Origin of the sequence: Thalassobius sp. Cn5-15 (assembly GCF_022347685.1) — a bacterium.
Taxonomy (GTDB): Bacteria; Pseudomonadota; Alphaproteobacteria; order Rhodobacterales; family Rhodobacteraceae; genus Thalassobius.
Genome location: NZ_JAKRGF010000005.1, coordinates 250168 through 269471, shown reverse-complemented (window position 1 = coordinate 269471; position 19304 = coordinate 250168). Strand labels below are relative to the sequence as shown.

The 19304-nt window shown below is 57.9% G+C and carries 16 protein-coding genes; 7 read left to right on the top strand and 9 right to left on the bottom strand.

What is annotated here, in order from left to right:
* Positions 1-74: 74 nt before the first annotated feature.
* The 3 genes from MHM86_RS13045 to dnaE all read right to left on the bottom strand — a co-directional run bounded on the left by MHM86_RS13045 (position 75) and on the right by dnaE (position 5386).
* On the bottom strand, positions 75-482 hold the full coding sequence (locus tag MHM86_RS13045) for a hypothetical protein (RefSeq protein ID WP_239200352.1): 408 nt from the start codon (positions 480-482) through the stop codon (positions 75-77).
* Positions 483-1000: 518 nt separating this feature from the next.
* Positions 1001-1732, bottom strand: a complete 732-nt coding sequence (locus MHM86_RS13040) for a hypothetical protein (RefSeq protein WP_239200350.1) — start codon at positions 1730-1732, stop codon at positions 1001-1003.
* 132 nt (positions 1733-1864) lie between these two features.
* The gene (gene dnaE / locus MHM86_RS13035; protein WP_239200347.1) at positions 1865-5386 is read right to left on the bottom strand and encodes a DNA polymerase III subunit alpha; all 3522 of its coding nucleotides are present in this window, start codon (positions 5384-5386) and stop codon (positions 1865-1867) included.
* A 342-nt stretch (positions 5387-5728) separates the two neighbouring features.
* On the opposite strand from dnaE, the gene MHM86_RS13030 reads away from it, so the two are divergent.
* From MHM86_RS13030 to MHM86_RS13005, 6 genes are read left to right on the top strand one after another with little or no spacing between them, the layout of a single operon-like run.
* Positions 5729-6064: a hypothetical protein gene (locus tag MHM86_RS13030; RefSeq protein ID WP_239200344.1), complete on the top strand. Its 336-nt coding sequence runs from the start codon at positions 5729-5731 to the stop codon at positions 6062-6064.
* A complete protein-coding gene (locus MHM86_RS13025; protein WP_239200341.1) occupies positions 6061-7578 on the top strand; it encodes an ABC transporter ATP-binding protein in 1518 nt (505 codons plus the stop codon). Before MHM86_RS13030 ends, MHM86_RS13025 begins: the two co-directional genes overlap by 4 nt.
* A gap of 48 nt (positions 7579-7626) precedes the next feature.
* Positions 7627-8709, top strand: coding sequence for an ABC transporter permease (locus tag MHM86_RS13020; RefSeq protein WP_239200339.1), 1083 nt, complete (start codon positions 7627-7629; stop codon positions 8707-8709).
* Positions 8709-9629, top strand: coding sequence for an ABC transporter permease (locus MHM86_RS13015; RefSeq protein WP_239200337.1), 921 nt, complete (start codon positions 8709-8711; stop codon positions 9627-9629). The genes MHM86_RS13020 and MHM86_RS13015 overlap by 1 nt, the downstream gene beginning before the upstream one ends.
* Complete coding sequence (locus MHM86_RS13010) at positions 9616-10446, top strand: ion transporter (protein ID WP_239200335.1); 831 nt, start codon at positions 9616-9618, stop codon at positions 10444-10446. Before MHM86_RS13015 ends, MHM86_RS13010 begins: the two co-directional genes overlap by 14 nt.
* Positions 10447-10468: 22 nt before the next feature.
* Positions 10469-11563: a BMP family ABC transporter substrate-binding protein gene (locus tag MHM86_RS13005; RefSeq protein WP_239200333.1), complete on the top strand. Its 1095-nt coding sequence runs from the start codon at positions 10469-10471 to the stop codon at positions 11561-11563.
* A gap of 156 nt (positions 11564-11719) precedes the next feature.
* Here MHM86_RS13005 and MHM86_RS13000 read toward each other — a convergent pair whose 3' ends face one another.
* The 6 genes from MHM86_RS13000 to MHM86_RS12975 form a co-directional block, all read right to left on the bottom strand.
* A complete protein-coding gene (locus MHM86_RS13000) occupies positions 11720-12205 on the bottom strand; it encodes a DUF1284 domain-containing protein (protein WP_239200331.1) in 486 nt (161 codons plus the stop codon).
* A gap of 112 nt (positions 12206-12317) precedes the next feature.
* Positions 12318-13289: a class 1b ribonucleoside-diphosphate reductase subunit beta gene (nrdF, locus tag MHM86_RS12995; RefSeq protein WP_239200329.1), complete on the bottom strand. Its 972-nt coding sequence runs from the start codon at positions 13287-13289 to the stop codon at positions 12318-12320.
* A 15-nt stretch (positions 13290-13304) separates the two neighbouring features.
* Positions 13305-15428: a class 1b ribonucleoside-diphosphate reductase subunit alpha gene (nrdE, locus tag MHM86_RS12990; protein WP_239200327.1), complete on the bottom strand. Its 2124-nt coding sequence runs from the start codon at positions 15426-15428 to the stop codon at positions 13305-13307.
* On the bottom strand, positions 15410-15838 hold the full coding sequence (nrdI, locus tag MHM86_RS12985) for a class Ib ribonucleoside-diphosphate reductase assembly flavoprotein NrdI (protein ID WP_239200325.1): 429 nt from the start codon (positions 15836-15838) through the stop codon (positions 15410-15412). The genes nrdE and nrdI overlap by 19 nt, the downstream gene beginning before the upstream one ends.
* A 4-nt stretch (positions 15839-15842) precedes the next feature.
* A complete protein-coding gene (gene nrdH, locus MHM86_RS12980; protein WP_239200323.1) occupies positions 15843-16067 on the bottom strand; it encodes a glutaredoxin-like protein NrdH in 225 nt (74 codons plus the stop codon).
* A gap of 567 nt (positions 16068-16634) precedes the next feature.
* On the bottom strand, positions 16635-17546 hold the full coding sequence (locus MHM86_RS12975; protein ID WP_239200320.1) for a LysR family transcriptional regulator: 912 nt from the start codon (positions 17544-17546) through the stop codon (positions 16635-16637).
* Between the two features lie 90 nt (positions 17547-17636).
* On the opposite strand from MHM86_RS12975, the gene MHM86_RS12970 reads away from it, so the two are divergent.
* The gene (locus MHM86_RS12970; RefSeq protein ID WP_239200317.1) at positions 17637-19304 is read left to right on the top strand and encodes a GMC family oxidoreductase; all 1668 of its coding nucleotides are present in this window, start codon (positions 17637-17639) and stop codon (positions 19302-19304) included.

The following is a 19304-nucleotide window of genomic DNA, read 5'->3' as shown; positions in this document are numbered from 1 at the left end:
CACACACATTCTTAGGACTATCGCACACACAATCGCCAACTTTCACGGCGGACTTGATCATTAAGTAGCTGTAATTAAATAAAAAAACAAACCGCGACGACAAGTTTGATATTGTGTGGGGGCACCATTTCACATTTTGATGTGAAATCCGCTAAAAAATCAAAGATTACAGATGGTTGCGGAGTTCGATAACCGTTTTGACGGTCGTATGCCAATGGGGCTTTGAAAGCTGTTTTCAGGATGGTTTTCCTCACTTTCAGCGGCCCCTTTTCGTATATATTACAAGGGCTTGAGAGGAAATATCTCAATAGTTCGATAACTTCGCCGAGTGTGCTCTTGGGCTTGGTGCTTTGGGATAGCTTGTCTGTCAGCAAAAACCTGTCCTCTTCCAGCTTCGCAATCTTGCTTTCGAGCGCCGCTATGACCTTTGGATTCGAGGTTTCGACCATGCGTTCGACAAGCGCATCTTGCTGCTTATCCAACTCTTTGTGCTGGCGTCTGATTGCAGTCTTTGCTTGGTCCTGAGTGTGATTAAAGTTTGGCGGTGACCTACACGTCGTATGATGCTCCAAACTTTATGCTCAATGTAAACCGCATAGATCACGCGGCCCGGCATATCCGTCACCTTCTGTTGGCGGATTTGCCCATTGGGCAAGTCTTTCGGAAACTCTGGTTGCGCTTCCAAGAAACGCTTAATGTCCGCCTGCCCAGAGAAACGGCCAGAAGCATAACCTTCCAGAGCTTCCCTGACGATGGAGGCAATGGGTTCATCTGGCGTGAGCAGTTTCCCATGTCCCTTGGTCTTCTTGTACGTGTACCCCACAGGCGCGAAGAAAACGGAATAGCCATTCATCATCCGCCCCTTCATACGATTTGAGGTTTGCTCAGCGTTTTTCTCGCGTTGGTTTTCTGCGACCGAGGCCAGTATGTGTTCGACAAGGCGGCGACCCTCCGTTTCCAAACTATAGAAGCGGAGCAATTCAATGGGGGGAGGGTCAGGTCATTCAGTCGCCACGTGGCGGGCCAGAACCGTGCCGTCGTGCAGCAATAGATTGGTCCAGCCCTGCCCCAGACCACCTGTGTCATAGGCGCTGACGAACACGGTGTCCCGTTCCAGCATAGCGCGCTTTTCGCCGCAAGGTTCCTTGGCGCGCACGCGGCAGAGGCGTGATTTCAGCGTCTCATAGGCTTTATCTGCGATGGTAAAGGGATGCAGATCCGCAGGCAGGCCGTAGCGCAATTGTTCGTGCATCTCCACGGTGCCGAAAACAACCGCAGTGGCCCGCAGTTGACGCAGGCAACCGTCCTCGAACCCGGTGATATAGAAGGCGCGTGCGCTCTCTTCCTGCGGGGCACTGTCATAGAGGCGGTAGTGCGGCTGGGCCTCTGGGTATTGCGCGGTCAAGACGCCTAAGGCCTGCTTGGAAAAGTCGCAGACCAATCCAACCTCGCCGAAGGCCAGTTTCGATCCTAACGGAATGGCGTCTGGGTTTGGCTCCTGCACTTTCGGCTGGAACATCCCCAATAACCCTCCAGCAGCCTCACGTTCAGGTACGCTGACCTCCGCCGATGTGTCTGGTAACAGGGCCGCGGCAGTATCGCCCTGGGTGGCGTCGGGCGCCACATCCTGCAAACGATCCACCCCATCCAACGGGTCAAGGCAGGCCGACAGGCCAAAGCCCATAGCCAGACACGCCGCAGCCCGCAGGCTGTTTGTAAAACACGATGCCATTGTCCGCTGCCGTCCCACGCCACTATCCCCGGCCGGACGCTACCGTATGGTGCCGTCCGAGGCAACCGTACTCTCCGCAACAGGCCATAGCCAGATCATAGCCGGGCCATAGCCAGATCATCGGCAGGATGCCTATATCTCTTGGACGTCCAGCACGCCGGGCAGTGATTTGATCGCGCTTTTGATCTGTGGGTTCACCGGAAAGTCCTGTTCGGTGTCGATATCAACCTCGCCGGGTAAGTCCGGATTCATCAGGCAAAACTTGATCGGCCCCCGTCCCGCACTGCGCGATTTTTCCCGCGCATCGGCCAGAATTGTCGCTGCAAGCGGGATCGCCGCGGCCTCATCAACAAAGATCTGTAGCCCCATGTTGCCCGCATCAGCAACGAAGTCATCAAGACTGGCGACGCCGCGCCCCATCGGATCAAACTGACCATCGTTAAAACGCGCCTCCAGCGTCATGATCACCTGATTGGTCTGATCAAACACCGCGCGGGTGCGGTCGAAGTCCTCAGGGAACATTACCATGCCCGCCACCTGTCCCGTGGGGTCGGAAATATTCATACGGAAGAACCGCGTGCCGCGTCCTGATTTACGTTCCTGCAGGCCAGACACCAGCACGCCAACCCGTTCAGTGGCCGCGCCGTTTGCCTCTGCTTTCTGTTTCAGACCTTCAAGTGTCAGCAGCTTTTTGCGTTTCAGCGCAGGCAGATAGTCATCCAGCGGGTGACCCGTCAGATAAAAACCAACCGCCTTATGCTCCTCGGCCAGACGATCAGCCGCGGACCAATCTGAGACCTTAGACAAGCGCGGCTCCGGCAGATCCTCGCCTGCCTCACCAAACAGCGAGACCTGAGAGCTTTCGCGCTGTTCATGGATCGCCGCCGAATAACGCACCAGGCTTTCGAGGCTGTCAAAAACGCGGCGGCGGTTTGGGTCCAGATTGTCAAAGGCACCCGCGCGCGCAAGCATTTCCAAGGGGCGTTTGCCGACTCGTTTCAGATCCACACGGCGGGCGAAATCAAACAGCGTGGCGAAGGGTTTCGGTCCTTGATCTGTGTTGAGGCGGGCATCTGAGATCAGCTTCACTGCCTCGATCCCGACGTTTTTCAACGCCCCCATGCCATAGATCAGTTCCCCATCCTCAACATCGAAGGTCGGCAGCGAAGTGTTTACACAGGGCGGCACAATGGTGATGTCGAGGCCACGGCGCACCTCTTCGGCGTAGATCTCCAGCTTGTCGGTCAGATGGATATCGCAGTTCATCACGCCTGCCATAAACTCCGCCGGGTGGTTGGCTTTGAGCCAGCCGGTTTGATAGCTGACCACCGCATAGGCCGCAGCGTGGGATTTGTTGAAGCCGTAGTTCGCAAACTTCTCCAACAGGTCGAAAACCTCGCTGGCCTTTTTTGCCGGCACCCCGTTTTCCGCCGCGCCCTTTTCAAACTTGGGGCGTTCGGCGTCCATCGCCTCTTTGATCTTCTTACCCATCGCGCGACGCAACAGATCCGCACCACCCAGGCTGTAGCCTGCCATGACCTGCGCGATCTGCATCACCTGTTCCTGATAAACAATGATGCCTTGGGTTTCCTCCAGAATATGGTCGATCAGCGGATGTACCGATTCTAGTTCCTGCTGGCCGTTCTTCACCTTGCAGTAGGTGGGGATGTTTTCCATCGGACCCGGACGGTAAAGCGCCACCAGCGCAACGATGTCCTCGATACAGGTGGGTTTCATCTGTTGCAGCGCGCTCATCATGCCGCCGGATTCCACCTGAAATACCGCCACGGTTTTGGCACTGGCGTAGAGTTTATAGGTCGCCTCATCATCCAGCGGGATAGCACCGATATCGTCGACCGCGCCCTCTGGCGGCTCATACAGTTCGGATCCATCTGGCCCGATGTGCAGGTGGCGGCCGTTCTTCTTGATCAGATCGACGGCGTTCTGGATCACCGTCAAGGTTTTCAGACCAAGGAAGTCGAATTTCACCAAACCGGCCTGTTCCACCCATTTCATATTGAACTGGGTGGCAGGCATGTCAGAGCGCGGATCCTGATAGAGCGGCACCAACCGGTCCAGTGGACGATCCCCGATCACCACCCCTGCCGCGTGGGTCGAGGCGTTCCGCAGCAGCCCCTCCACCTGCATGCCGTAGTTCAGCAGGCGGTCTACGACCTCTTCATTGCGGGCCTCTTCGCGCAGGCGCGGCTCTTCTTTCAACGAGTCCGCAATCGACAGCGGTTTGACCCCCTCAACAGGGATCAGCTTCGACAGGCGGTCCACCTGACCGTAAGGCATCTGCAAAACACGACCGATATCGCGCACCGCCGCCTTGGACAAAAGCGCACCAAATGTGATGATCTGCCCCACTTTATCGCGACCATACTTGTCCTGAACGTACCTGATGACCTCTTCACGACGATCCATGCAGAAGTCGATGTCGAAGTCGGGCATCGACACACGTTCCGGATTCAGGAACCGTTCGAACAGCAAGCTGTAGCGCAGCGGATCAAGGTCAGTGACCGTCAACGCATAGGCCACCAATGACCCCGCACCGGACCCCCGCCCCGGCCCCACCGGAATGCCGTTATCCTTGCCCCACTGAATGAAGTCGGCAACGATCAAGAAGTAGCCGGGGAACCCCATGCCTTCGATAATATCCAGCTCAAAATCCAGCCGTTCCTGATATTCTTCCAGCGTCGCGGCATGGGGGATCACCTTCAGGCGGGCCTGCAGGCCCTCATTTGCCTGACGGCGCAGTTCCGCGACCTCGTCATCGGCAAACTTCGGCAGGATCGGGTCACGTCGGTAAGTTGCGAACGCGCAACGGCGAGCGATCTCCACCGTGTTTTCAATCGCCTCTGGCAAATCCGCAAAGAGGGTGATCATCTCCTCTTGGGATTTGAAATAATGCTGCGGCGTCAGGCGGCGCCGCGGCTCTGCCTGATCCACATAGGTGCCCTCAGAAATGCAGATCAGCGCATCATGCGCCTCGTACATATCGGATTTGGGGAAATAAACGTCATTGGTCGCCACCAGTGGCAGACCCATGTCATAGGCCATTTCGACAAAATGACGCTCGCACAGTTTTTCCGCCTGCGGCAGCCCGTCTTCCCCCGGATGGCGCTGCAACTCCACGTACAAACGCTGCGGGTAGATCGCCGCCAACTGGCGCAGCAATGCCTCTGCTTTGTCGCGCGCGCCTTGCTGGATTAACTGGCCCAGCGGTCCGTTCGCAGCGCCAGTCAGACAGATCAGGCCTGCGGAAAACTCCTGCAACTCCTCCATCGAAACCTGCGGCAGCTGACCGCCGTTATCAACGTACAGGCAGGACGACAACCGCATCAGGTTTTCATATCCCGCCTCCGTCTGTGACAACAAAACCACCGGCGCAGGCATTGCCGGTGCCTCGCCCGGGGCGGCGCGCGCGTAGGTCACATCAACCTGACAACCGACGATGGGCTGAATGCCAGCGCCTTGGGCCGACACGGAAAATTCCAGCGCCGCAAATAGCGAATTCGTGTCAGTAACCGCCACTGCTGGCATGCCCATATCGGCACATAACCCTGGCAGTTTCTTCAGGCGCACAGCGCCTTCCAGCAGGGAGTATTCGGTATGGGTGCGCAGGTGGATGAATCGGGGGGCATCAGTCATGATCCTGATAGTAAGTCACCGCCCGGCGCGGGGAAAGCCGTGAATGCGTCGACGATGCCGCGCGGCAATCCAGCCCATGCCGCTGGGTTTCAACATGCCCGATGCCGCGTCGCAGCATGCCCGCCAAACATCTGATCAGTAACGTGGCAAAGTTCAAAAATTGCGCCCAAAATTAAGTCAGTGATACAATCTTAGCCGCGGTGCGGCGTAGATTTTCCTTGAAATCATGTCGCGGCTCGCCTCTGCTAGTTTCAGCAAGCACAAACGCCCGCACGTTTTCTACGCCGCATCGAAGACGCGCCAGAAGGGCCGGACACCTTGGTAAGGCGGCAGGTTTTTCACATGACTGTTCCCTTTCTTCCGACCGGAGAGAGCGAGGAACTGCGCGCGCGGACTGTCACCTTTAGGACGGTCCAGAACCTGCCCATCATTGCCCCCGCCGCGCCTACCCCGCCCAACCGAAAATCAACCGTGCCCATCGCCCAGCGCCGCATCATTCTCGTGCTGCGCGATCGCGCGATGAAAAAAACAGCAAAACAGTCATGTTACCGCACGCTCTGTAGGCGCTCAGCCATTGCCGTTCACGGCGTGCTAGCGTTACTAAGTGCGCAACGCGGCCAGCGGCAAATGTGCCGGTCAGCCAGACAACCGATCCAGCAGGGGGGACATTTCGCGTGACAGGGGCACTCCTTAAACTTAATGGCCTGACCAAGGCCTATCCGGGCGTTGTGGCCAACAACAACGTTTCCTTCGAGATCGGTAAGGGGGAGGTGCATGCCCTCCTTGGCGAAAACGGCGCCGGTAAATCGACGCTGGTGAAAATGATCTACGGCCTGGTGAAACCCGACAATGGCACAATGGTGATGAACGGGCAGGAGTACGTCCCGGTCAAACCCTCCGCCGCACGTCAGGCTGGCGTGGCAATGGTGTTTCAACATTTTTCCCTGTTTGACGCGCTGAATGTGGCGGAAAACATCGCGCTGGGGATGGAAAACCCGCCTAAAATGCGCGATCTGGCGGCGCGGATCAAAGAGGTGTCGGAAACCTATGGTTTACCGCTAGACCCCTACCGCACGGTCGGCGATCTCTCCGCCGGTGAGCGTCAGCGGGTGGAGATTATCCGCTGCCTTTTGCAGGATCCGAGCCTGTTGATCATGGACGAGCCCACCAGCGTGCTGACGCCGCAGGAGGTAGACATTCTGTTTGAAACCCTGCGCAAACTGTCCGCCGAAGGCACCGCGATTCTTTACATCAGCCACAAGCTGGAAGAGATCCGCACGCTCTGTGACAACGCCACCATCTTACGTCTGGGCGAAGTGGTTGGGGATTGTATCCCCCGCGAAACCACCGCGCGGGATATGGCAGAAATGATGGTAGGATCAAAACTGCATGTACCCGAACGCACCGGCGGCGACATCGGGCCCGTTCTGCTGGAACTGAATGACCTTTCGGTTCCCTCCCCCGCTGAGTTTGGCACTGCTTTGAAAGGCATCCGCATGGAGGTCCGCTCTGGCGAAATCCTCGGCATCGGTGGTGTTGCGGGTAACGGTCAAGACGAACTCTTGGGCGCGTTGTCGGGTGAATTGCTGACCAAAGCAGGCACTATTGTTCTGGAAGGCGATGATGTCAGTCAGATGGGGCCAGTGGGGCGCCGCAAGCTGGGGCTGCTCACCGCGCCGGAGGAACGACTGGGCCACGCCGCCGCGCCGGATATGAGTCTGATCGAAAACGCTGTTCTCACCGGATCAGTGCGTGAAGATCTGGAAAAGAACGGTTTCCTCAAGTGGGGCAAGGCGCGTACCTTCGCGGAAACGATCATTGAGAAGTTTGATGTCCGCACCCCCGGCCCAGGCAATGCCGCGCGTTCGCTGTCTGGCGGGAACCTGCAAAAATTTGTCATCGGCCGCGAGGTCTTGCAGCGCCCTGACGTGCTGGTGGTGAACCAGCCCACATGGGGCGTCGACGCAGCCGCTGCCGCTGACATTCGCCAGTCGCTGCTGGATCTGGCTGCTGCAGGCGCTGCGATCATCTGCATCAGTCAGGATCTGGATGAGCTGATGGAAATCTCTGACCACTTTGCGGCGCTGAACGAAGGCCGCCTGTCCGAAATCCGCCCCGCCAAAGGGCTGACGGTGGATGAGATCGGCCTGATGATGGGCGGCGCTCATGGGATGGAGGTGGCCCATGTTTGAGCTCCCCTACCGCGAGTATTTGAAGAACATTGAAAAGGAGGGGCTGTCGTGATCAAGCTGGAAAAACGTCCCCAGCCGTCCAAAGCATGGACCTATCTGACGCCGCTCTTGGCGGTGGCACTGACCATGATCGTCGGCGGCGCCTTGTTTGCCAGCCTTGGCAAAGATCCCGTGGTGGCGATCAAAACCATTTTCTGGGAACCGCTGTTCTCAGAGTTTGCATTCTACTATCGCCCGCAGCTTTTGGTGAAAGGCGCGCCACTTGTGTTGATCGCCATTGGTCTGTCGCTGGGGTTCCGCGCAGGCATCTGGAACATCGGCGCCGAAGGGCAATACATCATGGGTGCCATAGTGGGCGCAGGCGTCGGTCTGGCGTTTTACCCGATGGAGGCCTTTTATATCTTCCCCCTTATGGTCATTGCAGGCGCCCTTGGTGGCTGGATCTGGGCGATGATCCCTGCCTTTCTGAAGGTGCGGTTCGGCACCAATGAAATCCTTGTGTCCTTGATGCTGGTTTATGTGGCCGAGCAACTGTTGGCCTCGGCCTCGCTTGGATTGCTGCGCAACCCCGATGGTCATGGCTTCCCCGGCTCTAGAAACCTGCGCGATTACGCATCGGCCCATAACGGCGACCTGATTGCCAACACCGGTATGCACTGGGGTGTTGTTGCCGCGCTGATCGCGGTGATCTTTGCCTATGTGCTGCTGAACCGTCACATGCTGGGGTTCCACATCCGTCTGACGGGTGAGGCACCGCGCGCGGCGAAGTTTGCTGGTGTGAACCCCAGCCGTCTGATCCTGATCTGTCTGGGCGCATCGGGTGCACTGGCCGGTGTTGCCGGCCTGTTCGAGGTGTCCGGCCCTGCGGGTCAGGTCAGCATTGATTTCAACGTTGGCTATGGGTTTACCGCCATTATCGTGGCCTTCCTTGGTCGTCTGCACCCCGTTGGCATCCTCTTGGCCGGTGCGCTGATGGCGCTGACTTATATTGGGGGGGAGATTGCCCAATCGAAACTGGGTCTGCCTGCGGCCGCGATCCAGCTGTTTCAGGGCATGCTTTTGTTTTTCCTTCTGACGGTGGATGTTCTGACGAACTTCCGCATCCGACTGGCCAAGCGTGAGGTGGCGTGATGGATTTCTCTTCGATTAACCCCGTCCTCCTGCTGGCGTCCTTGATTGTGGCGGCAACGCCGCTGCTGCTGGCCGCGATCGGTGAATTGGTGGTGGAAAAGGCCGGTGTTCTGAACCTAGGTGTTGAGGGCATGATGATCACTGGTGCGATCTGCGGTTTCGCCATTGCCGTGAACACTGGATCGCCCGTTGTCGGCCTGCTGGCGGCGGCCGTGGGCGGTGCGGTCCTCAGCATGCTGTTTGCGCTGCTGACCCAATATGCGCTGGCGAACCAAGTGGCGTCTGGTCTGGCGCTGACACTGTTTGGCCTGGGCCTGTCGTCGCTGATTGGTCAGGGGTATCAGGGAGTCAAACCACCGAGCTTTCCGCGTTTTGACATTCCGGTTCTGTCGGACATCCCTTTCCTCGGACCGGTGCTGTTCACACAGGATTTCATCGTTTATCTGGCATTTTTCCTGACGCTAGGTGTCTGGGCCGTGCTGAAATACAGCCGCGCCGGGCTGATCCTGCGCGCGGTGGGTGAAAGCCATGACGCCGCCCACGCACTGGGATACAAGGTGGTGCGCATCCGCGTGCTGGCGATCCTCTTTGGCGGAGCCTGCGCAGGTATGGGGGGCGCCTACATCAGCCTGATCCGCGTGCCGCAATGGACCGAGGGCATGACCGCCGGTATCGGTTGGATCGCCCTGGCACTGGTGGTCTTTGCCAGTTGGAAACCGTGGCGCGTTCTGCTGGGCGCCTGCCTGTTTGGCGGCATCAACGTATTGCAACTGAACCTGCAGGCCGCAGGCATCGCTATCCCTGTCGAGATCCTCGCCATGTCGCCCTATGTGATCACCATTGTCGTACTGGTCATCATGTCCGCTGATCGCAGCCGCGCTCCTGCCTCGCTGGGCAAAGTGTTCCATGCGGGCAGCTGACCATAGCAATACCGGCAGCGCAGCCCAACGTCGGCTGCGGCAGCTGCTTGACGGTCGCGATGACCGTTTGGGGGCTGCGCCGGTGTTGTTTCTGCATGGGCTTATTCTGGCCTCTGCCATCTCTTATGCGATGCTGACCGTACCCGGCTTGCCGGACTGGTCCTACCGCATCCTTCTCGCCTTTGAGCGCTTTGCGGCGCTGATCTTTGCCTTTGAATATGGGCTGCGCCTTTACGCGGCGCGTCAGCGCATGGGCTACGTGCTGTCAATCTGGGGGATCATCGACCTGCTGGCCTGGCTGCCACTGGTTATTCTGGAACTGAGCGGCGCCGGTGCCCTGCGTCTGCTGCGTCTACTGCTGCTGGCGCGGATGCTGAAACTGCTGGGCCATTCAAAGGCAGTGGACCGTCTGGCGCGCGCTGTACATTCCGTTCGCCATGAGCTGATCCTGTTCTTCGTTGTCGCCGCGCTGATGCTTTATGTCGCCTCCGTCGGGATCTACCTCTTTGAACATGACGCACAGCCAGAGGTGTTCAGTTCCGTGCCCGCCGCCCTGTGGTGGTCGGTGATTACACTGACCACGGTGGGCTACGGCGACGTCACACCGGTCACATTGGGCGGTCGGATTTTCACCGGCAGCATCATCCTGTTGAGCGTCGGTGTCTTTGCCGTACCGGCAGGGGTCATCACTTCGGCACTGATCAGCCCAGACATCGAAGACATTGAAGAAACTCTGGAAAAAATAGAAACGAGCGAGCAAAAGACTCGTAACCAGAGGCGTGCCGTTGCAAAAAGCAACAAACCTCACACAAACTAAGTCCTCAACAAGGAGAGTGGAAATGAAAAGAAGAACCCTGCTTGCAAGCGCAGCCATGACCGCCGGTCTGGCCCTGGGCATGGCAACCACTGGCTTCGCCATGGACAAGACCAAGGTGGGCTTCGTCTACGTTGGCCCCGTCGGCGATGGCGGCTGGACCTATGAACACAACAAAGGCCGTCTGGCCGTCGAAGAGCACTTCGGTGACGCGGTTGAAACCGTGTTTGTTGAATCCGTACCCGAAGGCCCGGATGCAGAACGTGTGATGACCCAGATGGCACTGGAAGGCGCGGATCTGATTTTCACCACCTCGTTTGGCTACATGGACCAGACCATCAACGTGGCGAAGAAATTTCCCAACGTGAAGTTCGAACACGCCACCGGCTACAAACAGGCCGACAACGTATCGGTCTATTCGGCTCGTTTCTACGAGGGTCGCGCCATTCAGGGCCACATCGCGGGCAACATGACTGAATCGAACGTGATCGGTTACATCGCCTCCTTCCCGATCCCCGAGGTTATTCGCGGCATCAACTCCGCCTATATCCATGCCAAGAAGGTAAACCCCGATGTGGAGTTCAAGATCATCTGGGCCTACACTTGGTTTGATCCGGCCAAAGAAGCAGACGCAGCCAAAGCGCTGATCGAACAGGGCGCGGACGTGATCCTGCAGCATACCGACTCCACTGCGCCGCTGGCGGCTGCGGCAGAAGCTGGCAATGTGATCGGCTTTGGTCAGGCATCCGACATGTCTGAATACAAAGACGGCCCGCGCGTATCCTCGATCATCGACGACTGGGCGCCCTACTACATCGCCCGTACCCAAGCGGTCATTGACGGCTCCTGGGAATCGGTATCGACCTGGGATGGCATCGGCGCTGGCATGGTTGGCATCGGTGACATCACCGACAAAGTGCCCGCATCTGTCGCCGCCGAAGCGATGGAGATGAAGGCGAAACTGGCCTCTGGCGAATATCACGCCTTCACCGGTCCGCTGAACAAGCAAGACGGTTCCGTCTGGCTGAAAGAAGGCGAAACCGCTGCGGACTACGGTGACAACGGTCTGGCCGGCATGAACTTCTACGTAGAAGGCATCACAGCCGAGATCCCGAACTAAACCACGGGTTTAGATAAGGTAACGAAGCCCCGACCTTTTGGTCGGGGCTTTTGTTTTGAGTGGGATCAGAGCGAAGCAAAATGTCTTTTACCTCACAATCAGTTTTTCGCGCCGCTCCCGGCGCAAGGCAAACGCATAGCGTCTGACAATCGGGCCTCAGTCAAGCGCCCCCTCGTGCAGCCTTTGCAACGCGGCTTCGCACATGCCGTAGTCCAGCCAACGGCAGCTACCGCAGAGCTTTGACAGATCACCGGGCATGACGTTTTCGCGGATCCGCTCCAGCGCGTCGCCCCATGTCAACTCTTCATGCGGCTCAAACTTCAGCGCCAATGCATGGGCGCGGTCCAGTTGGGAAATACCCTGTTGGTTCGTACACAGCCGTCCGCGCCGTTTGGGACAGGGGGCGCAGATGTCATCGGTCTGCCCGACAACCCGCATCGGCGTTGCCTCACCGCCGTCTGAGCGCAGACGATCCAGCACGATGGCGGTCATGTTTTCGGTGAACTCACCCGAATACCCCTTCCCCTCGAACCCAATCGCACAGAGGAAATGATGCGGGCGGAAGCGGACGACGTCCGGTTTATCGGCTGGCGCGTGGTCAGGCATGAGGTCTGACAACAGGTCTGGCAGGTGCGAGGTCATGGGCCGCACCATAACGCCCCTGCGCCGCGCTGACGATCCCTGAATGCGACGCCTCAGATCACAAAAGGCCGCCCCGCGATGGGACGGCCGTTCTTTGTCTTAACAAACTGGATCAAAAGTCCCAGTCGTCATCCTCTGTCGCGACGGCCTTGCCGATCACATAGGACGAGCCGGAGCCGGAGAAGAAGTCGTGGTTCTCACTGTCAGGGCTGAGCGCTGCGAGGATCGCAGGGTTCACCTCGGACACCTCCGGCGGGAACAGCGCCTCAAACCCGAGGTTTTGCAGCGCCTTGTTGGCGTTGTAGTGCAGGAAGACCTTCACATCTTCAGTCAGGCCAATCTCGTCATACAGCTCTTCGGTGTATTGGTTTTCAATACCGTAGAGTTCGAACATCAGGCCAAAGGCGTAGTCTTTCAACTCCTGCTGGCGCGCCTCGTCCAACTGCTCGTAGCCGCGCTGGAACTTGTAGCCGACGTAGTACCCATGCACGGCCTCATCGCGGATGATCAGACGGATCAGATCGGCGGTGTTGGTCAGCTTGGCGCGCGAGGACCAGTACATCGGCAGATAGAACCCCGAGTAAAACAGGAAGCTTTCCAGGAACACCGACGCGATTTTGCGTTTCAGTGGGTCGTTGCCCGGTGCATAGGTGTCAAGGATCGCCTTCGCCTTGGCTTGCAGATGCGGGTTTTCTTCAGACCAGCGGAAGGCCTCGTCGATTTCCTTGGTCGAACACAGAGTCGAGAAGATCGACGAATAGCTGCGTGCATGCACCGCCTCCATAAAGGCGATGTTGGTCAGCACGGCTTCTTCATGGGGAGTGATCGCATCAGGCATCAAAGCCGGTGCGCCAACAGTGTTCTGGATGGTGTCCAACAGGGTCAGACCGGTGAAGACACGGATGGTCAGCTGTTTTTCGTGATCCGTCAGGGTCGCCCAGCTGGGAATGTCATTGCTGAGCGGCACCTTTTCCGGCAGCCAGAAGTTGACGGTCAGGCGGTTCCAGACCTCCAGGTCCTTTTCGTCATCCAGACGGTTCCAGTTGATCGCGCGGGGGATCACGGTGGGTGCGGTATCTTTCATCACATTACTCTCCGATCACAGGCTACAGGACACACAGCCCTGAACCTCGGTGCCTTCCAGTGCCTCTTGGCGCAGGCGTATGTAGTAGATGGTTTTGATGCCCTTCTTCCACGCGTAGATCTGCGCGCGGTTGATGTCACGGGTCGTTGCCTCAGCCGGGAAGAACAGGGTCAGCGACAGGCCCTGATCCACATGTTCGGTCGCGGCGGCATAGGTGTCAATCAGCGCTTCTGGGCCGATTTCATAGGCATCGCGGTAATATTCCAGATTGTCGTTATCCATGAAGGCGGCAGGGTAATAGACGCGGCCGATTTTGCCTTCTTTGCGGATCTCGATCTTGGACACGATCGGGTGGATCGACGAGGTGGAATTGTTGATGTAGCTGATCGACCCGGTCGGCGGCACCGCCTGCAGGTTGCGGTTATACAAACCGTGCTGCATCACATCTGCCTTCAACGCGGCCCAGTCGTCGCGGGTCGGCAGATTAATGTCAGCAAACAGCGCCTGAACGGCTTCGCTTTCAGGCAGCCAGTCGCGATCAGTATATTTGTCGAAGAAGGTGCCCGACGCGTAATCCGACGCCTCAAAGCCTTTGAACGCTTCACCGCGTTCCTGCGCCAGATCGCAGGAGGTGCGGATCGCATGATAAGCCACAGCGGCAAAGTAGACCGAGGTGAATTCCACCCCATCCTCACTGCCATAGTGGATGCGTTCACGCGCAAGGAAACCGTGCAGGTTCATCTGACCCAGACCAATCGCGCGGCTTTCGTCATTGCCTTTGCGCACCGACGGAACCGAGTCGATGGCAGACATTTCCGCCACGGCTGTCAGAGCACGGATCGCCGCGCCAACGGTCGCCCCCAGATCCTTGCCGTCCATGGTCTTGGCGATATTCAGCGAGCCGAGGTTGCACGAAATATCTGTGCCCATATGGTCATAGCTGAGGTCATCGTTGAAGCTGGACGCGGTGTTCACCTGCAGGATCTCGGAACACAGGTTCGACATGTTGATCCGGCCCTCGATCGGGTTCATCCGGTTCACCGTGTCCTCGAACATCACATAGGGGTAGCCCGATTCAAACTGGATCTCTGCGATGGTCTGGAAGAATTCGCGCGCGTTCACTTTGGATTTGCGAATGCGCTTATCCTCGACCATTTCGTCGTATTTCTCGGTGACCGAGATTTCCGAGAACGGCACGCCATAGACCTTTTCCACGTCATGCGGCGAGAACAGGTACATATCCGCGTTCTTCTTGGCCAGCTCAAAGGTGATGTCAGGGATCACCACGCCAAGCGAGAGGGTTTTGATGCGAATTTTCTCATCCGCGTTTTCCCGTTTGGTGTCAAGGAAACGCATGATGTCGGGGTGGTGGGCGTTCAGATAGACCGCGCCTGCGCCCTGACGTGCGCCGAGCTGGTTGGCGTAAGAGAAGCTGTCCTCCAGCAGTTTCATCACCGGGATGACGCCGGACGACTGGTTCTCAATCCCTTTGATCGGCGCGCCGTGTTCGCGGATGTTGGTCAACAGCAGTGCAACACCGCCACCGCGCTTGGACAGCTGCAAGGCCGAGTTGATGCCACGACCAATGCTTTCCATGTTGTCTTCCAGACGTAGCAGGAAGCAGGAAATCAGCTCGCCCCGCGACGCCTTACCAGCGTTGAGGAAAGTCGGCGTTGCGGGCTGGAAACGGCCGCCCAGAATTTCGTCCATAAAGGACATCGCCAGCTCTTCATCGCCCCGCGCCAGACACAGCGCAGTCATTACCACGCGATCCTCATAGCGTTCCAGATAGCGCTGACCGTCACGGGTCTTCAGCGTGTAGGAGGTATAGTATTTGAATGCACCAAGAAAGGTCGGAAAACGGAATTTACGCGCATAGGCCGCATCCCAGATCTCGCGCATGAAGTTCTTGGAGTATTGGTCCAGAACTGCTTCTTCGTAGTAGCCCTGCTCGACCAGATAGCGCAGCTTTTCGTCGAGCGAGTGAAAGAACACGGTGTTCTGGTTCACATGCTGCAGGAAATACTGGCGTGCTGCCATACGGTCCGCGTCAAAGCGAATATTGCCGTCGCTGTCATACAGATTCAGCATCGCGTTGAGCGCGTGATAATCCAGCGTCGTCAGGTCGCTGTCGAGCATAGTGTTCCCCCCAGGGTGATGAGCCCCGCGCGCACGCGGGAAATGTCGGTTTCCGTACCAGCCAGCTCAAATGAATAGAGCAGCGGCACGTTACATTTGTCAGCGATAATGCGACCTGACAAAGCGTAGGTCGCACCGAAGTTACGATTGCCGGTTGCAATCACCCCCTTGATCAGGGCGCGACGGTCCGGGTCATTCAAGAAGCGGATCACCTGCTTTGGCACCGCGCCGCGACCTTCACCATCGGCATAAGTCGGGCAAATCAGTACATAGGGCCGGATGATCTCTGGCAAGGGGTCCGACGGAGAAATGGGGATACGCAGTGCCTCCCCACCCAGTCGTTCCACAAAGCGCTGCGTGTTCCCGGACGCTGACGAATAATAGATCAGCGTCAGAGGCTGCGCTGCCATCCGATCAGGACAGGCGCGCGATCATGTCGGGACGAAACCCCGACCAGTGATCGCTGCCAGCCACGACAACGGGGACCTGACGGTAGCCAAGGTCAGTGACGCGCGACATGGCGGCATCATCCTGGGTCAGGTCGATGACATCGTAAGAAATACCTTTTGCATCCAGCGCACGGGTGGTGGCGGTGCATTGAACGCATGCGGGTTTGGAATACACGATGATGCTGCTCATCTGTCCTCTTTCTTTGTCTCAATTCAGGGCCTCGACACAGCGGCAGCTGTCTGTCTGAAACACCCCGAACCCTTGGTTCGCGATCTTTAAAACAGGGTTTCTCCCTGTTTTGCTGCAGATGTCGTCACGAGGGTTTCAAACTAACATAGCCGTGAGCGAAAACACTTATGGGTGTGATAACACCCTAAAAACACCACTTAAAACCGCAAAATCACCACGCCGGATGACCCAAGAAATTGTCTGACACCACTCGGATTCGAAACACCCGAAGCAACATCATATTGGGTCCGAACCTCTCTTTCTGTCAACATACAGAGTTTGCTTGCATCACAGACCCAGACGTGGCAGCTGCGACCGAAGCAGTGATTTGCCCTATGACGTGCGCCTCACGTCTCCCCAAGGAAATGTGATGAAAAATCAAAACGGCAAGAAAAATACCCACCTTTTTTCCACAGATTCGACCACAAGCCACTGCGCCAAGACTCCCATGGCGCACGCGTCTGCATAGCTGCCCCCGCTAAAATGCAGGGCACAAAATGTGGTAGTGCCTAATTTTGCATCATGCGCCTACCAGCAACGCGCGAGCAGGCGCAGCACCTCTGCCATTAAAACACGTTCTTGGTCCCGTGCACGCAACACAAAACTCAGCTGTGCTGGCACGGCAACATCGGAGCACAGGGCAATGCCACCAGTTTCCGACTGCCGCAGCGCGATGGCCTCGCGGCACAGGCTAAGACCAAGACCGGAGCGCACCATTTCCAGCATCGACGCCTCCTGATCCACCTGTGCCACAATTTCTGGCTGGCAATCGTGTTCGGCAAAGACCCCCGCCAAGAGCCGATGGTGCACCGACATCTCCGGCGTGCCGATCCACGGCAGTTGCGCCAGATCAGCCCATCCTGCCCCGTTCACCCGCCCCTGCCAACCAGGAGGCGCAATCACCGCATAGCGAAACCCCGCCAACGACACCGATTGCAGCGCCACCTCCCCATCAGGGGTCTGCTGCGGCAGATCGTCCGGCGCACTGAGGTAATAGCCCGCGTCAATCTGCCCGCGCTTGAGCCACTGCAGAACATCACCGCTGACCCCGTGTTTCAGCCGCGTCTCTACCCGTGGGTGATCCTGCCGCAGCGCCGCCAACAAAGGCCCAAGGCGGATGAATTCGGGATCCACAATCGTGCCAAGGGTCAGCTGCCCTGCGATCTGTCCCGCCTGCTGACGGGCGCTGCGCCGAAATTCGCCCAGTGCCTCCAGCACACGTTCTGCCTTGGACAGGATCGCCGCGCCGTCTGCGGTGATCTGCACGCCTGTTGGAATGCGTTCAAACAGGATCAAGCCCGTCTCTTCGGACAGGCGTTTGATCTGATGGCTGATCGCTGGCTGTGTCAGATGCAGCACCTCCGCCGCGCGGGAAACGCTGCCCTCGCGGGCAACAGTGACAAAGGCCAGAAGGGCATTGGGGTTGGACAGTCTCTCCATATAAAAATCTCTAATACAGAACCGAGAGATTTGTCATTAGCAGAACAGTGTTTTCCCCCCTACCCTGCGTGCAACAGAGGGAGGCAAGCTATGGCAACGCAGGAACACACATTCGACTATATCGTTGTCGGCGCCGGATCAGCGGGCTGCCTTCTGGCCAATCGCCTCAGCGCGGATCCCAAAAACCGCGTTCTACTCTTGGAGGCGGGCAAAGCCGACACCTATCCATGGATCCATATTCCAGTGGGCTACCTCTATTGCATCGGCAACCCGCGTGCGGACTGGATGTATAAAACCCAGCCGGACAAGGGGCTGAACGGCCGCAGCCTGCTGTATCCGCGCGGCAAAACGCTGGGCGGCTGTTCATCGATTAACGGCATGATCTACATGCGCGGCCAGGCCCGTGACTATGACAACTGGGCCGCATTGACCGGCGAAGCTGCGTGGGCGTGGGAAAACGCGCTACCTGATTTCATGGCGCATGAAGATCATTACCGGCTGGACAATGGTGCCGATCCCACAACCGGCGACAACAGCCGCTTTTCCGACCTGCATGGGTCGGGCGGTGAGTGGAGGATCGAAAAACAGCGCCTCAACTGGGAAGTGCTGGACAGTTTTGCCAATGCGGCAGTGGAAACCGGCGTCGAGCGGACCGATGATTTCAACAGCGGTGACAACGCAGGGGTTGGCTATTTCGATGTGAACCAACGATCCGGCTGGCGCTGGAATACCTCCAAGGCGTTCCTGCGCCCGGCGAAATCGCGCCCAAACCTGACCATATGGACAGAGGCACAGGCGGAGAAGCTTCTGTTTGACAAAGCATTGATGGGGGAGCTGCGCTGCAGCGGCGTGCGCGTGCACCGCCAAGGCCGCTCTATCGAGGTTGGAGCAAAGAAAGAGGTGGTGCTGTCGGCAGGCGCAATCAATTCGCCGCAGATCCTACAGCTGTCGGGCATCGGTCCGGCAGCCCTGCTGAAACAGCATGGGATCGACGTGGTACTGGATCAGCCCTATGTGGGCGAAAATCTACAGGACCATCTGCAAATCCGCGCCGTGTTCAAAGTGAACGGGACCCGAACCCTGAACACGCTGGCCAATTCGCTGCTGGGCAAGACAAAGATCGGGTTGGAATATCTGTTCAAACGTTCCGGCCCCATGAGCATGTCGCCCAGTCAGCTGGGCGCCTTCACCCGATCCGATCCCGGCCGCAATCACGCCAATCTGGAATATCACGTACAGCCCCTCAGCCTTGAGGCGTTTGGCGAGGATCTGCATGATTTCCCCGCGATGACGGTGAGTGTCTGCAACCTGAACCCTACCAGCCGCGGCCATGTGCGCATAGCCAGCAACAATTTCCGCGACGCGCCCGACATCACGCCGAACTATCTGGACACCAAAGACGACCGCAAGGTCGCCGCCGACAGCCTGCGGCAAGTGCGTCACATCATGGCTCAGCCGGCAATGGCGCAATATCAGCCAGAGGAATTCAAACCGGGCCCGCAATACCAGACGGATGACGAACTGGCCCGCCTGGCTGGCGATATCGCCAGCACCATTTTTCACCCCGTCGGCACGGTGAAAATGGGCCACGACGACGATCCGACCGCCGTTCTGGACCCGCACCTGCGCCTGCGCGGCGTATCGGGCCTGCGCGTGGTGGATGCGTCAATCATGCCAGAGATCACCAGCGGCAACACCAATTCCCCCACCATCATGATCGCGGAGAAGGCAGCGGGCTGGATCCTCGGCGGCCAATAG

Bases quoted from the DNA above. Each gene is read 5' to 3' on its own strand.
- MHM86_RS13040 (WP_239200350.1), bottom strand. From the start codon at position 1,732: ATGGCATCGTGTTTTACAAACAGCCTGCGGGCTGCGGCGTGTCTGGCT.
- dnaE (WP_239200347.1), bottom strand. From the start codon at position 5,386: ATGACTGATGCCCCCCGATTCATCCACCTGCGCACCCATACCGAATAC.
- MHM86_RS13030 (WP_239200344.1), top strand. From the start codon at position 5,729: ATGACTGTTCCCTTTCTTCCGACCGGAGAGAGCGAGGAACTGCGCGCG.
- MHM86_RS13015 (WP_239200337.1), top strand. From the start codon at position 8,709: ATGGATTTCTCTTCGATTAACCCCGTCCTCCTGCTGGCGTCCTTGATT.
- MHM86_RS13010 (WP_239200335.1), top strand. From the start codon at position 9,616: ATGCGGGCAGCTGACCATAGCAATACCGGCAGCGCAGCCCAACGTCGG.
- MHM86_RS13005 (WP_239200333.1), top strand. From the start codon at position 10,469: ATGAAAAGAAGAACCCTGCTTGCAAGCGCAGCCATGACCGCCGGTCTG.
- MHM86_RS13000 (WP_239200331.1), bottom strand. From the start codon at position 12,205: ATGACCTCGCACCTGCCAGACCTGTTGTCAGACCTCATGCCTGACCAC.
- nrdF (WP_239200329.1), bottom strand. From the start codon at position 13,289: ATGAAAGATACCGCACCCACCGTGATCCCCCGCGCGATCAACTGGAAC.
- nrdE (WP_239200327.1), bottom strand. From the start codon at position 15,428: ATGCTCGACAGCGACCTGACGACGCTGGATTATCACGCGCTCAACGCG.
- nrdI (WP_239200325.1), bottom strand. From the start codon at position 15,838: ATGGCAGCGCAGCCTCTGACGCTGATCTATTATTCGTCAGCGTCCGGG.
- nrdH (WP_239200323.1), bottom strand. From the start codon at position 16,067: ATGAGCAGCATCATCGTGTATTCCAAACCCGCATGCGTTCAATGCACC.
- MHM86_RS12975 (WP_239200320.1), bottom strand. From the start codon at position 17,546: ATGGAGAGACTGTCCAACCCCAATGCCCTTCTGGCCTTTGTCACTGTT.
- MHM86_RS12970 (WP_239200317.1), top strand. From the start codon at position 17,637: ATGGCAACGCAGGAACACACATTCGACTATATCGTTGTCGGCGCCGGA.